The organism is Myxococcus qinghaiensis, assembly GCF_024198215.1.
Lineage (GTDB): Bacteria > Myxococcota > Myxococcia > Myxococcales > Myxococcaceae > Myxococcus > Myxococcus qinghaiensis.
Genome location: NZ_JAKCFA010000019.1, coordinates 107,860 through 120,767, shown reverse-complemented (window position 1 = coordinate 120,767; position 12,908 = coordinate 107,860). Strand labels below are relative to the sequence as shown.

Below are 12,908 nucleotides of genomic sequence, written 5' to 3'. Positions count from 1 at the left end.
ATCGACAGGAGCCCTCGGATGAATCCCTCGGAACCGCCCTGGTGGCGCCGACGCCTCACCCTCATGCTCGGTCTCGGAATCGCGGCGCTGGTGGCCGGCGGGTTCCTCTCCCTGGAGTCCCCCGCGCCTCCCGAAGCCACGCCGCTCGCCGTGGCGGACCCACGCCCTCCAGCGGCGCCCGCGCGCACTGCCCCCATCCTGCCCACGGCGATGGACAGGACTGTTCGCCCCGCCCCGAAGCGTCCTCCCGCCCCCATCATCGACAGCGTGACGGTGGAGAAGCGGGAGGTCTGCTCCGGCGAAGACAACCTCATCAGCGTCCGGGCCCATTCACCCGACGGCAATGACGCGTATCTCCACACCACCGTCGGCGCGGGCATCGGCATGCGCGTTCCCCTGCGCGTCTGGCGTGAGCCGGATGGGACATACGAGCTGCCCACCGTGACGGTGTTCGGCAAGGACAACGTCGCCACCACCGTGCAGGTGCCCCGCTACACCGTGAAGGACTGCGAGCCCGAGCGCGTCGTCGAGGTCTTCTCCAGGCGAGCCCCCAACACCGAGGAGGACTTCGAGTTCCTCGCTCGCATCCTGGAGCCGCCTCGCCAGGACACCGCTGCACGGGCGCCCTTCAGCCCCGTGCGGTTCGTCTGGACCTTCGACGACAAACACACGGTGACGACGAGCACGCCCATGGTGACGCAGACCCTGAGCCCTGACGTCACCCAGCCTCCCTCCATGTACGTCCAGCACCTGGTGCGGGTGGACGTGTTCGACGCCACGGGCAAGAAGGTGACGGGCCGCTCCTCGCTCCAGCTCCTCGACAACACGTTCGAGAACTTCGACAAGAAGGGCGTCGTCACCGTGCTCGCGGCGGGCACACCGCGCTTCCCGGAGGAGGACGCAGAGGGCGTGGTCCGGCAGACCTTCCGCCTGTCCCACCGGTGGAAGGGCGCGGTGAAACTGGAGCGTGTCACCGCGCTGCGAGCGCGAGCGCCGGAGGCCGATGCCCCGCCCCTGCCCGAGGACACCGAAGAGGTGAGCCTGGGCGTGGACTCTCTCCCTGCAGGCCGGGGCGTGGACGTCTCCGTCACATTGGACACGCGGGCCGAGGCGGACGTGAGGCAAATCACCTACCTGCTGGAAGGCACCACCGTGGACGGACACCCCGCGCGCGGAACCTTCTCCGTGATGCGGCCCCCACCCCGCCCCACCCGGGAGAACAGCACGGCCGTGACGGACCCGCTGCTGCTCGCGAAGGTGAAGCGGGCGCGCGAGCTGCTCGGCCAGCCCTTCGTCACGGACGAGGACCTCTGGCGCCTGGAGCGGGAGGGGCACTTCAAGGACCTCAAGGTCCAGCGCGACACGCCGTGAGCCTCCGCCGTCCACCTGGCGGGAGCGACCACTCCCTCCGGACGGGCGACCGGTGAGCGCGACACGAGGACTGGGGCCTGGAGGGCGTGCTGTCCTTCCGGGCCGCCCATGCCTCGCTCCCTCCTCCGAGCCCTGCCTCCACTGCTGGCCCTGCTGACCGCGAGCCCTGGCGCCGCCGAGACGCCCTCTGGCTCGTCCGCGCCCGACCTGAACGTCCCGTCGGTCCAGGCGCTCCAGGCGCTGGAACAACGCATCCTCGGCCGCGGCTGTGAGCCCCAGCTCCTGGGCGACGCGAGCCGGCGATTCTCCGAGGCGCAGCTCCTGTGCGCGGCGCACCTGTCCTTCCTCCTGGTCCAGTTGTCACTGGATGGCGGTGCTCCACCCGAGACTCCCCGACGGGTGAAGGCCCTGCTCGACAACGCGCTGACGAAGGGCCGCGCGCCCTTCCTTCCTGACGGCACCGCGCGCGTGGAGAAGCACCACCTTCCCCACAGCGTGCTCTACCGGGGCTATGTGCTGTTGATGCTCGCGGGGATGGAGCGCGCGGGCCTGGCGGATGCGGAGTCCACCGCGCTGTTCGATGCCCTGGCCGCGCGCCTCGTGGAGGCCCTCTCGAAGCAACTCCTGCTGCCTTCCTTCGGCAAGTCCATCTGGCCCTGTGACAGCGCTCCCGCCGCCGCCGGCCTGTTGCTGCACGGGCGGCTGCGCGACAACGCCGAGTCACTCGCGATGGGAGAGCGCCTCACGGCCCGACTGGTGGAGCTCGCCGCTCTGCCCTCGGGCTTTCCCACCAAGGTGAACGCCAAGGGTCGGCTCGTCGAGCCTACGCCTCGCGGCACCACGCTGGCGTGGACAGGCGCCTTCCTCGCCATGGGCTCGCACGCCTCCGCCGCCACCTTCACCACCGCGCTGGTGAAGGGCTACTGCGACCACCCGGGCGGAGAGCTGCTTCCCTTCGCCGCCTGTCGGGAGTGGCCCCGAGGCGTGAACGGCCGCGAGGATGCCGCGAGCGGCCCATTGCTGCACGGCGGCTACTCCGTGGGCGCGAGCGCCCTGGCCATCGCCGCCACCCGGCTCTCTCCAGCGCACCGCTCCTGGCACCAGGACCTGCTCAATGCCGCACGAGAAATGGGCATCCGACCCATGCTCGAAAAGCCACACATGCACCCGCTGGAGACCGCGCTGTACTGGTGGGGAGCCAACGGTCGCCCCTGGTAGGCAATGCCCCCGCATGTCGGCATTCACCCCGGACGTTCAATGACGAACCGCAGTCTCATCCCAGAGGGCTAAATCAGGATTAAGCCGAATTAAAAGTCGATTCGTATCATTCCGCGTAACCCATTGCAGGGGGATGAGACATGAATCGACGGATGACGACGCTGACCCTGGCCATGAGTGGACTGGCGATGCTGGGGGCCTGCTCGAGCAGCCGGCCGGTCTGCAAGGACCCGTCGGCCGCCGCCGCGCTCCGTGCGCCTCCGACGGGGAAGTTCCTCACGGTCAGCAAGAAGGTACCGGGTGAGTACGTGGTGGTGCTCAAGGCGCCCGAGCCGGGATTTCAGCCGCTCGCCGTCACCCAGGCCACGCAGGACCTCACGCAGCAGTACGGCGGCACCGCGTTCGCGGTGTACGAGCACGCGCTGCGCGGCTTCGCCAGCCGGATGAGCGAAGACCAGGCGCGCGCCCTCGCGGAGGACCCCAAGGTCGCCTACGTCCAGGAGAACGGGGTGATGTCCATCCGAGAGAGCCAGCCGAGCCCCACCTGGGGCATCGACCGCGTGGACCAGCGCACGCTGCCGCTCGACAAGCTCTATATGTACAACGCCACCGGGCTGGGGGTGCACGTCTACATCCTCGACACCGGCGTGCGCTTCTCCCACCGCGAGTTCGGCGGCAGGGCCTCCGTCGGGTTCGACGCCATTGGCGACAGCATGAAGGGCAATGATTGCCATGGCCACGGCACGCACGTGGCGGGCACGGCGGCGGGCAGCACGTATGGGCTGGCCAAGAACGCCACCGTGCACTCCGTCCGGGTGCTCGCGTGCAATGGCTCCGGCTCCACGTCCCAGGTCATCTCGGGCATCGACTGGGTGACGAAGAACCACCAGTCCCCGGCCGTGGCGAACATGAGCCTGGGCGGAGACTCCGACCCGGCCATCGACGAAGCGGTCCGCCGCTCCATCGCCTCGGGTGTCACCTACGTGCTCGCCGCGGGCAACGAGTCCGGCGATGCCTGCAGGCACTCTCCGGCACGGACGGAGGAGGCCATCACCGTGGCCGCCACCGACACCAGCGACAAGCGCACGCCGTTCTCCAACTACGGCGACTGCGTGGATGTCTTCGCTCCTGGCAACAGAATCACCTCCGCCTGGCACTACAGTGACAAGGAGTCGCGCGAGCTGAGCGGCACCTCCATGTCCGCGCCCCACGTGACGGGCGTGGCCGCGCTCTGGCTGGAGCTGAATCCCAACTCCACGCCCGCCATCGTCGCCAGCGCGCTGTTCGAAAACGCCACCCTCGACAAGGTGCGCAGCCCCGGTGAGTGCACGCCCAACCGGATGGCGTACTCGGGCTTCATTGGCGCCGTGCCGCTGCTGCCCACCGTGAGCACCGAGTCCGAGTCATCGCCGGTGAGCGGCGAAAGTTCGAAGTAAGCGTCCGGCCGCGAGGCCCCCTCCCCCTCGCGGCCCCCGAGGGCCGGACTCCGTCAGTACGACGGAGCCCGGCCTTCGTCTTTTCACGGATGCCCTTTCACCGAGTCAGGACGCCCCGCGTGCCCCCGTCCCGCGAGGTGCCCGGCCGGCCGCCCTTTCTCGCAGCCCCTGGCACGCGCGAGGAGGCGCGAGACGACCATGGCGACCCTGAACATCACCTATGACGGCATGTCCGCGGACGTGCCGGTGGAGCTGGACCGGCCGGTGTCGGACTCCGACGTGCGCCGCATCGCCGCGGAGCTGATTCGCGCGGGCGGGGTGCCCGGCCTGCACCTGGCGCACCTGCGCGACGACGCCTTCCAGCACTTCGTCGTGGACCGGTTCCGGGGTGCGCGCGGCGACGAGCGCATCTACCTGCGCCCCAAGGTGCCCTTCGGCGCCCGCTGAGGAGGAGCCATGCGCATCCTCTTCTGCGGTGTGGGCGCCATCGGCTCCCAGGCGGCCGTCCTGTGCCGCAACCTGGAGGCCACCCTGGTCTTCATCGACTTCGACCGGGTGGAGTCCAAGAACCTGCTCGCACAGGCCTATGTGAAGCCCTCGGTCGGGAAGAACAAGGCCGAGGCCCTCAAGCTCCAGCTCCTCAACCTGCACGGCGTGAAGACGGAGTCCTTCGGCGTGCGAGTCACCCGCGACAACGTGGCGGCGCTGTGTGGCGGCGCGGACCTGCTGGTGGACTGCTTCGACAACCAGGACAGCCGCCAGCTCCTCAGCGAATTCGCCCGGGGAGCAGGCAAGCCCCTGGTGCACGGCGCGGTGAGCGCGGACGGGACTTTCGGGCTGGTCCGCTGGGATGAGCGCTTCGTCCCGGACGCCGAGGACACCGCCGGGCAGGCCACTTGCGAAGGGGGCGCGCACCTGCCCCTGCTGGGCCTGCTGGCCGCGACGCTCGCCCGCTCCGTGCAGGACTTCGTCAAGCAGGGAGTGAGGCGGGATGCGCTGGTGAATCTCTCCTCTGTCGTCCCCACCTCGGGCCCCTGAAGTTCGCCGACGAAATCGACGCCGCGACGAAAAGAATCGCGGCGCTGTCAGGGATGAAAATCAACCACCGTAGATTCCCCCAGAAAGGAGCGGTGACATGACAACGGCGAAGATGCAGTCGAACGAGACGAAGCGCAGCTATCGACACAACCTCTGGTCCCAGTTCGACGCCGCCTCCTGCTCCTTCTCGAGCACCGGCTCGATTCGCAACGTGGGATTCGGCCACCTTCACGGCCATCCGCCCGTACCCTGCTGACGCTCGCGCTTCGTCACTGACGCGCCAAGCCACGCAGAGGCCGGGCTCCCATCCAGGGGACCCGGCCTTTCGGCTTTCGGGCCTCCGCTCCAGGGGACGTAGAGCGTTACGGCAGACGCGCGGGCCTGTAGAGCCCGAGCCCGACAGGGCCTGCTGGGTTCAACTCCCAGCGTCCCCATGCTCCACACGAGCAGGGTCCGCCGCACCCAAACCCAGACACACTTTTCCAGGGGTATAGCTCAAAGGCAGAGCACTCGCTTGATAAGCGGGTGATCCCGGTTCGACTCCGGGTACCCCGACTCCATGTTGGCCGAAGGCGATTGGTGAGCCACCGGGATGTGACCCCGGGGAAGAGGGTTCGATTCCCTCCGGTCAACCTGACAGTCCCAGCTCTCTGACAACTGAATCGTCGTGGTGAATGCACGCCGCCCGCTCGCACGGGGGTGGCGGCAAAATGCCTCCGTAGCTCATTGGTAGAGCATCCGCCTCTTAAGCGGACGGCGAGGGTTCGAATCCCTCCGGAGGTACTCGAAGCAGCAGCAGCAACGCGGGTGTCGTCCAGCGGCAGGATGGCGGTTTCCCATACCGTCGACACGGGTTCGAATCCCGTCGCCCGCTTCACATGTGTCCCTTCCATACCGGAGTCGTCTAATCAGCAGGATGGCGGACTCTGACTCCGCAGGTGCAGGTGCGATTCCTGCCTCCGGTTCTCTCAACACGCAGCACATTCCCCGGTAGCTCAATGGCAGAGCGCGCGGCTGTTAACCGCGAAGTTGGGGGTTCGAGTCCCTCCCGGGGAGCTGAATAGAAGGCCCTGCCAACTGGCAGGGCCTTTTTGTTTAACACGGGCCTCGCGATGAACATCGCGGGGCCTTCGTGCTTAAGCCGCTGAATCCCAAGGGATTCTGGCTCGCGGTGCTGAAGAGGGCCCTCACGGCGCTCTACCCCGCAGAGCGAGCTGCCCCCTCTTCTCCGCCGCCGATTGGGCTCTCTGGACCGCTCTTTCACCCGTTTTGGGGAGAGAGAGGCCGAGAGTGGTTAACAGTTTTGTTAACCACCAAGGGCAGCCGATTCTGACAATCCAGGGCTTTCGATGTCGTACCTTCCAGGGTTACTTCGTTTCCCTGGCTCTAGGACGGCCCGGAGCCTTTTGAGGCCAGTCCGGTCCTTCGTTTCTGTTAACCGAGAGAGCGAAACGCCCCCAGTCCTTACTGGGTACTCCTGATTTCGTCGCGCGCGCAGACTCTCCGAGACGACTCTCAGAAGCTCTTGGCCGAGTCCTCGACCAGCACGGCCCCTCTGCCCCGCCTCTCAACTCGTGTCCATGGAGGTAACGAGCAACGGGGTCCAGACGAATGGCTCGCCACCTTCGCCGGCTCGATGTGTGCCCAGGCTGCCATCGACCGATTCACAAGCAAGGCCCACAACTTGGTCACCGAGGGGGAGCCCTACCGCCAGCCTGAAGCATCCCCTCATTGTCGATTTTCCTTCTGGGATTGCTCGCCCGGCTGGTCATGCTTTCTCCGAGGAGAACATCCCAATGAGCGGATAGCTCAGACCGCCAGCACCAGAAGTCAATGGGATGAGCGACGGCACGAAGAAGGCTAAATGGAACCGCTTCAACCGTCACGCGACGGGGCACCCTCCCTGAGGCAATGGTTTTGAGAAGGTAGGGGTCAATGGCCGTGAGAGCCGACACACTGGGCGGTCACATCACCCGCAGTCTCGATACTATTCGGGGCGGTACAGTATCTTGGAACGCGCACATTTAAGGAAAGGAGCTAGAGGCCAATGAGTCACCCCTTTGAATCCCTGCCACGCAGGATCTTTCTTGACTCATGCACCGCCCAGACACTTCGGAATTATGGCGGGCAGATCTTCGAGAACGAACCAATTTCTGCATCTGACCGCATCCACAAAGTGACGGACGGAATTGAACATATCGAGGCCCTTCGAAACATATTCTCAATCAACGAACGAGCACAGTTCGAATGGATCGTATCTCACCACAGCCTTCAAGAAGCCCGGGGCAAATCCGATCCAGGCCACATGCAATGGCTCTGGGACATAGCCGACCATACCGAAGCATGCCTGGAAGGCGATGGTCCGACACCGGAGAGCAGGGCATTGGCTGCGCAACTCGGCGAGCCCAGGTTTGGGTATCTCAGCAGGAAGGACAAGCTACTTTTACAGGACGCCATTTATCTACGCTGCGAAGCGTTCTTAACAGTAGAGATACGGCTACCTCGCAACGCCATGCACATCGAGAGCGCGCTTGGCATTCGAATTCTTACGCCGCCCTCCTACTGGAACCTTCTACGGCCATGGGCAGCACTTTGGCGATAGTCTCTCGTCCAAACAGAAACGTCCAGGACGAGAGCGATGCTTTCCCAGACTCGATTCATCTCTGTCAAATCGGACACGACAAATGCGGTACGAAACTCGTGCGGGAGCGCATCTTCAACGCCATGCAAGGGTGCTCGACGTGTACTAGTCGAACCAAGTGGGCACCTGATGGAAGACTGCCTCTGCACTGTCCAGGCGCAATTGGAACACCCAATCGTAGTTGTGGAAATTCACAAAGGACTCGGAATCCTGTGTAGTTGCTGCCGCGTATTCTATTTGAGGACTGGACGCCCGTTGTCGCCTGCACTGGTTGAGGGGCTCCCTTCCGGAGACTCCAAAGATGCCATCACGGAGCCGGACCAGCGGAAGTCATGCTCGTGAGAGGGCTCAACTCCTTGACGCAACAGCAGCTTCCGCGACAAGCGGAACTGATTGCTCCCCTCCTACGGTTCTCCTGTCGGGTCAGGGCTGCCCAAAGGACACCGCCGGAAGCGGCTAAGGCATTGACGCGACTGCAGAACCGTGGAGCCAATGCCATCAACCAGCCAGTTCATCGCCCATCAATCAATAAAGGTGCGCGGCAACATTGGGGATGCTTCCAGCAGGGTAGTGTCGAGGCAGCGACGATCGGCCCAGACGCCGGTGGCTTCACGCACTAAAGCATCCATTCGCCGAGATGGGCCCGGCAGGGACTGATGCGGTAACAAGTAGCCAAACTACAAGCCAACCTAGTGGCTCAGCGCCCTGGCGTGCTACAAACACGAGTTCTACCGTGATGTCTACGGCGAGGTGGTTGCGGATGCCCCAGGGACTTGGCCCGCCGCCGGTACGCCGACATGAGCGGTCGTTGCGGGCGTCACGCGGGCCTTGTGGGCAACCAGCTCGGCTTCAAGCACCGTGACGAACCCCGTTCCGAGCGCCTCGAGCATGTCGGTGAAATCGAGGATGTCAGTTGCCGTCGGAATTGGGGAGACAGTGCCTGTATGGGCACACGCGTTTCGCTTGACGATCAGGTCGTCAAGCTTCGTCGTTAGGGCGCTGTCGGACCATCGCGACGAATTACCAGAATGAGTAGAAACCGCCGGCCAGAATTCCTTAATACCAAGATTTTTCGCGATTTCTTTAACCACGCGGGGGGCCGGGTTCGCCTGTGTGTCAGCGAATGCTTCCCATAAAATTTGATACGAGCCAGCTGCGTTTGATGCCGAGTGGAGCCGGGCGACGATGTCCTCGCGCGTTGCATTGCCGAACGGAGTAGCCCTTCCCTTACGCGCGAACTCCGACGCCCTAGTAAGAACATCGCCGCCACCCTCGAAGTGCCGATTTCGAATGCCCTCCGGAAGTTCGGCGAATGTAACGCCTGATATTGACAGGTCTTCGATGAAGCGTCGGACCAACTCCTTGAGGAATGCCTCGAAGTAGCCCGTCATTAACACGACAGCTCCACACTGCTGCGTCTCGTGAAGCTCGCGAATCATCGGTTCGGCGAGCGCTGCCCCTGTCGCAGCAAGAATACTGTTCGCTAAAGTCCGGATACGCTTCAGCGAAGCCCCGAAATCGGCAAGTGCTTGGCGCATAATTTCACCAGACTACCGCTTCTTGGAGAACCGCTTGCTCAGGGGCTTACGAGCTGCCGCCCCCCCTTTGAGTGCCTCATCCACCGCAGCGCGGGCGAGCGAAATTCGGTCGTTAATCGCAGTCTCACCGTTTGTTCCCTTTTCGACCGCCCTTCTGAACTCTTGGTTCTTCATGCAAAGCTTTTCGAACGCGCTACGAATTCGCCTCGCTACGTCGGGAGTCAATGCAGCAGTGGGACGGTCAGCAAGGGCCTGCATCACGGCATCAGCGTAAGGCGCCGACCGGTTAGCTTTCTTGCTCGGATCCTTTTTGAGCTTGAAAGCGTCGTCCCCAAACACCTTAGCGCAATTCGTGATGGCCTGACGAAACACCGCCGCTTCACGCGCTTGAAGTGAGGAGTCCTTCCTGAATGCGGTGTTCTGCTCGCTCATCACGTCACTAAGGCGGTCCTTGAAACGCATGCTTTTCAGTGTGCCTTCTCTGAGTGAGAAGAAGCGGAGGACGAGTTCCAAATCGCCCATTTCCCGATAGAGGACGTTCTTCTCGAGCGCTACTGGGTCATCGGAATTCGGGATGCCCCAGAGCTGCCGGAACGTGTGATCCCTCGATAGTTCGTGCAGCATCACATTGAAAGGGCCAGGAAAGATCGCGTTGCGGACCTCCATCTGCTCAGCAATAACGCCGCCAGTGTTCAGGCGGTCGAAGACTTCGTACTTCACCTCCGGCGAGGACTCGTGGGTAAGGAGGATCGCGGGTAAGAACCGGCGCTCGACCGTTGCGGCAAACCCCTTCTTCTTGATATCCGCGTACGTAAGGCCGTTCAGTTCCGTCCAGATTTTAAGCCCCTCAACGCGAAGTTCGTTGCTCAAGAACTTGTAGGCAGCCGTTAGACGCTGGCGCCCGTCGAGTACGACATACTTCCCATACTCCTCCTCCCCGAGAAACACCGGAGGAACGGGAACATTCATGATCACGGACTCGATGAAGCGAGAGCGCTTCTCGTTGTTCCAGCGATCGCGACGTTGGAAGTCAGGTCTAAGATTGATCTGTTCATCGATCTGCGTCTTCAACGTCAGCCAGGGCAAGTCGATCTTCGTCGGGAAGATCTGCCGCATCTGCTGGCTGTACTTCTCTTCGAGCGACGCTAGGCTCTGCTCGTTGGGCGCAGCCGTGCCCATGTCCACGCGCTCTTCTTCGACTGCTGTGTCTCGCCTCTTCGTTGCCATTGAGATTCCTCACGCTACGCGCTGAAGCGCGACGACATCCTCGGAGTACCACCGTTCCGCTTCATGCTGCATCGCTCGGGGGTTGATTAGTGCGAGCACGCGCCGAACCGGCACACGGAGCACGACGCGAGATCTGAAGCCGAGTTCCTCTCCGAGTGCCGAGTACAGATCGCCGAGCGGTACTGGAATGTCTTTATAGTAGGAACTCTGGACGACTAGGAGTGCCGTGGCACCTGGCTTGAGCACCCGGCCAATCCCGGCGACCGAACGACGCGCATCGTCGAAGTACTGCAAGTAGTGCTTGTAGTAGTAAGTACTGGATGCCTTCGAAGGATGCTTGCTAATTCGCTTCAGCAGCTGCCGCACCACGCTGGGCTGTGAGCCGACATCGGGTGTTGTCCTGCGCATGAGGTTTGTCCCCATTGCGCCGCTCCGCAGGGCTCTGAAGCGCTCTCCATCCGGGCCGATCCCGAGCGCTGCGAGTTCAAACGCCGTTGCACGGAAGTAATCGATACGCGTGCAGTACGGAGGCGAAGTGACAACGGCGTCGATTGACGCGTCTTCGAGGGGCAGCTCACGCGCATCAGCGAGTGATACCGTGCTCGCCGTACTGCGAACCGATGAACGTGCGAGTGCGGCCTTCTCTGCGTCCGCCGAGCACGTAGCAACCATCGCGAGGAACGCTCGGTCGAATGTCTCCGTGCGTGTGTCGCCCGGCCTTTCCGGTGTAACCCACGTCGGGTTCGAGTTCCCCTTCATGCGAGCGAACTGCTTGGCCGCACGAACGAGACACAGAATGAAAAAAGCAGAGAAGGGCGGCGGTGTCTCAGACTGGAGGTTAACCTTCACACCATCCTTGGTTCCGAGGAGACTGAGGATGGCTCCTTCAATGCGTCGGTACCGGCGGGTTACACGCGGAGATAGCCACTCTAGCAAAGGGTCGTCAGAGGCGACGTCAAGTTCATTGCGCCCCGCCACCGCCAGAAACTCGTTCGCGAGGCCTGCGGAGTGTGCGGTATTGGAGCTTCGCTCCAAGCGCGCGGCGGCAACAAGAGCCGCAACAGGGTTGATGTCGAACCCAATCGCATCGCACCCGTTCGCATCGGCGACAGCCGTTGTCGTGCCCGCACCATTCCACGGGTCGAGCACGGTCCAGCCGGGCTCTGCACCGAGGCCAGCAAGCGCCTCGCGAACGAACACTGAGGAATAGCCGGCGTAGTACGGAAACCAAGCATCGACCCCAACGCGCTTGACTGCAGGCTTGAGCGAGATCGCACGGCGCTCCAAGTGCCGCCCGAGCGTCGTCAGTGTACCGGTTCCTTTACTCATGAGCGTCGGCGCACTCCGCGCGGTGATCGAGAGAAGGTTGGTCCCCGGGCGGCCGCAGCAGTCTACGCAGGACGCTCATTCCCTGTCCAGATTCCAGGACTTCTGAAGGTCTTCTGCCCCACGCCCAGCTGCGCAGTCCCTGTCCCGAGTGAAGCCACGACGCTTAGCAGCGCTCAGCCAGCTGCGCGCCGCCATCGCCGACTTCGAGGGTCAAGACGACAACCTGAAGGTCCGGAACCAGGAGGAGCAGGGCTTGGAACTGGGTCATCCGCGCATGGGGCATGCCCTAGCTTCTACGCGAGGTCGGTGAGAATGGCGATGAAGCCCTCAGTATGTAGCGCACGGCAGGTGGTGCGCGAGAGCGCATATCTGGGCCCCTACCGACCCAAAATAACAGGGACCGAGTAAGCGGATCGCGCAACGACCGGCTGAACGGATCGCATCCGCTGCTCGAACAAAACTGACCTCCGGCGGCCGATTGCCGCACGCCCGCGTGCGGAGGGAGGGGCAAGGGCACAGAACCGTTCAGGTTTCGCGCAGCCGAACATTGACGCTCCCGAGCACGCGGGCTCCCTTGCCTGAATCGAAACCGAACTCCGAGAAAGTGGCGCGCGAGCGATCCGACGGGGCGACCCATGACAACAATTCGATCGAGGCGTCATGCACGAGTCAAGACCAAGTCAACGGGTGCCTCATGCCAAGAGGGCGACGCGCGGGTTAGTCCGCCGTTGACGATGATCACGGCAACAGGAACGCGTACAAGTGGCGACAGCCCTCAATCTTCAGCCGCGTCAACTCCCCGCTTGGACCAACGGAGCTACCCAGCACCCACAACTCGCGCCCCGAACCGCGCGACAGCCGACGCCGCCTGGCGCGCGAGGAGCACCGACACCAAGTCAGGGCCGGTACCGCTCCGCCTCATGGAAGAACTGCGTGAGCGAGTAGTCCAACAGCGACTGGCGGGACTGCATGTACCGGCGGGCGCGGAGGAAGGGCAGCCAGACGCGCTTGCCGACGCGCACCTGGGACTCCTCCATCTTCGCCCGCAGCACCCACGTCCCGCCCAACCGCCGCACCAGCACGTCTCCCAGGAGCCGCTTCTTGAAAGGG

General features: G+C 63.6%; 10 protein-coding genes, 7 tRNA genes and 1 pseudogene. 14 read left to right on the top strand and 4 right to left on the bottom strand.

Features of this window, described 5'->3' with window-relative positions:
* Window positions 1-18: 18 nt before the first annotated feature.
* The 14 genes from LZ199_RS31380 (at window position 19) to LZ199_RS31315 (ending at window position 7,665) form a co-directional block, all read left to right on the top strand.
* Window positions 19-1,371: a hypothetical protein gene (locus tag LZ199_RS31380; RefSeq protein WP_253997434.1), complete on the top strand. Its 1,353-nt coding sequence runs from the start codon at window positions 19-21 to the stop codon at window positions 1,369-1,371.
* 108 nt (window positions 1,372-1,479) lie between these two features.
* On the top strand, window positions 1,480-2,589 hold the full coding sequence (locus tag LZ199_RS31375) for a hypothetical protein (RefSeq protein ID WP_253997433.1): 1,110 nt from the start codon (window positions 1,480-1,482) through the stop codon (window positions 2,587-2,589).
* Window positions 2,590-2,729: 140 nt separating this feature from the next.
* Complete coding sequence (locus LZ199_RS31370; protein WP_253997432.1) at window positions 2,730-4,025, top strand: S8 family peptidase; 1,296 nt, start codon at window positions 2,730-2,732, stop codon at window positions 4,023-4,025.
* A 198-nt stretch (window positions 4,026-4,223) separates the two neighbouring features.
* On the top strand, window positions 4,224-4,472 hold the full coding sequence (locus LZ199_RS31365) for a hypothetical protein (RefSeq protein WP_141642248.1): 249 nt from the start codon (window positions 4,224-4,226) through the stop codon (window positions 4,470-4,472).
* 9 nt (window positions 4,473-4,481) lie between these two features.
* Window positions 4,482-5,063 carry a HesA/MoeB/ThiF family protein gene (locus tag LZ199_RS31360; RefSeq protein ID WP_253997431.1) on the top strand — a complete coding sequence of 194 codons (582 nt, stop codon included), beginning with the start codon at window positions 4,482-4,484 and terminating at the stop codon, window positions 5,061-5,063.
* Between the two features lie 97 nt (window positions 5,064-5,160).
* Complete coding sequence (locus LZ199_RS31355; protein WP_253997430.1) at window positions 5,161-5,319, top strand: hypothetical protein; 159 nt, start codon at window positions 5,161-5,163, stop codon at window positions 5,317-5,319.
* 92 nt (window positions 5,320-5,411) lie between these two features.
* Window positions 5,412-5,497: transfer RNA gene (locus LZ199_RS31350), tRNA-Tyr, on the top strand.
* Window positions 5,498-5,547: 50 nt separating this feature from the next.
* Window positions 5,548-5,618 (top strand) — tRNA-Ile (locus LZ199_RS31345).
* Window positions 5,619-5,625: 7 nt separating this feature from the next.
* Window positions 5,626-5,696, top strand: a tRNA-His gene (locus LZ199_RS31340).
* 79 nt (window positions 5,697-5,775) lie between these two features.
* Window positions 5,776-5,846: transfer RNA gene (locus tag LZ199_RS31335), tRNA-Lys, on the top strand.
* 20 nt (window positions 5,847-5,866) lie between these two features.
* A tRNA-Gly gene (locus LZ199_RS31330) sits at window positions 5,867-5,937 on the top strand.
* 19 nt (window positions 5,938-5,956) lie between these two features.
* Window positions 5,957-6,028 (top strand) — tRNA-Gln (locus tag LZ199_RS31325).
* A 19-nt stretch (window positions 6,029-6,047) separates the two neighbouring features.
* A tRNA-Asn gene (locus tag LZ199_RS31320) sits at window positions 6,048-6,119 on the top strand.
* A gap of 991 nt (window positions 6,120-7,110) precedes the next feature.
* Complete coding sequence (locus LZ199_RS31315; RefSeq protein ID WP_253997429.1) at window positions 7,111-7,665, top strand: hypothetical protein; 555 nt, start codon at window positions 7,111-7,113, stop codon at window positions 7,663-7,665.
* A gap of 779 nt (window positions 7,666-8,444) precedes the next feature.
* Here the strand turns inward: LZ199_RS31315 and LZ199_RS31310 are convergent.
* The 4 genes and pseudogenes from LZ199_RS31310 to LZ199_RS31295 all read right to left on the bottom strand — a co-directional run.
* Window positions 8,445-9,242: a HEPN domain-containing protein gene (locus LZ199_RS31310; protein ID WP_253997428.1), complete on the bottom strand. Its 798-nt coding sequence runs from the start codon at window positions 9,240-9,242 to the stop codon at window positions 8,445-8,447.
* 12 nt (window positions 9,243-9,254) lie between these two features.
* Entirely contained in the window at window positions 9,255-10,469 is a 1,215-nt protein-coding gene (locus LZ199_RS31305; RefSeq protein WP_253997427.1) for a DUF262 domain-containing protein, read from the bottom strand.
* Between the two features lie 9 nt (window positions 10,470-10,478).
* On the bottom strand, window positions 10,479-11,798 hold the full coding sequence (locus LZ199_RS31300; protein ID WP_253997426.1) for a hypothetical protein: 1,320 nt from the start codon (window positions 11,796-11,798) through the stop codon (window positions 10,479-10,481).
* An 896-nt stretch (window positions 11,799-12,694) separates the two neighbouring features.
* Window positions 12,695-12,889: pseudogene (locus LZ199_RS31295) on the bottom strand (hypothetical protein); the annotation flags it as partial.
* Window positions 12,890-12,908: the final 19 nt, after the last annotated feature.

What these genes read in the sequence shown, in the direction of transcription:
- LZ199_RS31380 (WP_253997434.1), top strand. Translation starts at nt 19, where the DNA reads ATGAATCCCTCGGAACCGCCCTGGTGGCGCCGACGCCTCACCCTCATG.
- LZ199_RS31375 (WP_253997433.1), top strand. Translation starts at nt 1,480, where the DNA reads ATGCCTCGCTCCCTCCTCCGAGCCCTGCCTCCACTGCTGGCCCTGCTG.
- LZ199_RS31370 (WP_253997432.1), top strand. Translation starts at nt 2,730, where the DNA reads ATGAATCGACGGATGACGACGCTGACCCTGGCCATGAGTGGACTGGCG.
- LZ199_RS31365 (WP_141642248.1), top strand. Translation starts at nt 4,224, where the DNA reads ATGGCGACCCTGAACATCACCTATGACGGCATGTCCGCGGACGTGCCG.
- LZ199_RS31360 (WP_253997431.1), top strand. Translation starts at nt 4,482, where the DNA reads ATGCGCATCCTCTTCTGCGGTGTGGGCGCCATCGGCTCCCAGGCGGCC.
- LZ199_RS31355 (WP_253997430.1), top strand. Translation starts at nt 5,161, where the DNA reads ATGACAACGGCGAAGATGCAGTCGAACGAGACGAAGCGCAGCTATCGA.
- LZ199_RS31315 (WP_253997429.1), top strand. Translation starts at nt 7,111, where the DNA reads ATGAGTCACCCCTTTGAATCCCTGCCACGCAGGATCTTTCTTGACTCA.
- LZ199_RS31310 (WP_253997428.1), bottom strand. Translation starts at nt 9,242, where the DNA reads ATGCGCCAAGCACTTGCCGATTTCGGGGCTTCGCTGAAGCGTATCCGG.
- LZ199_RS31305 (WP_253997427.1), bottom strand. Translation starts at nt 10,469, where the DNA reads ATGGCAACGAAGAGGCGAGACACAGCAGTCGAAGAAGAGCGCGTGGAC.
- LZ199_RS31300 (WP_253997426.1), bottom strand. Translation starts at nt 11,798, where the DNA reads ATGAGTAAAGGAACCGGTACACTGACGACGCTCGGGCGGCACTTGGAG.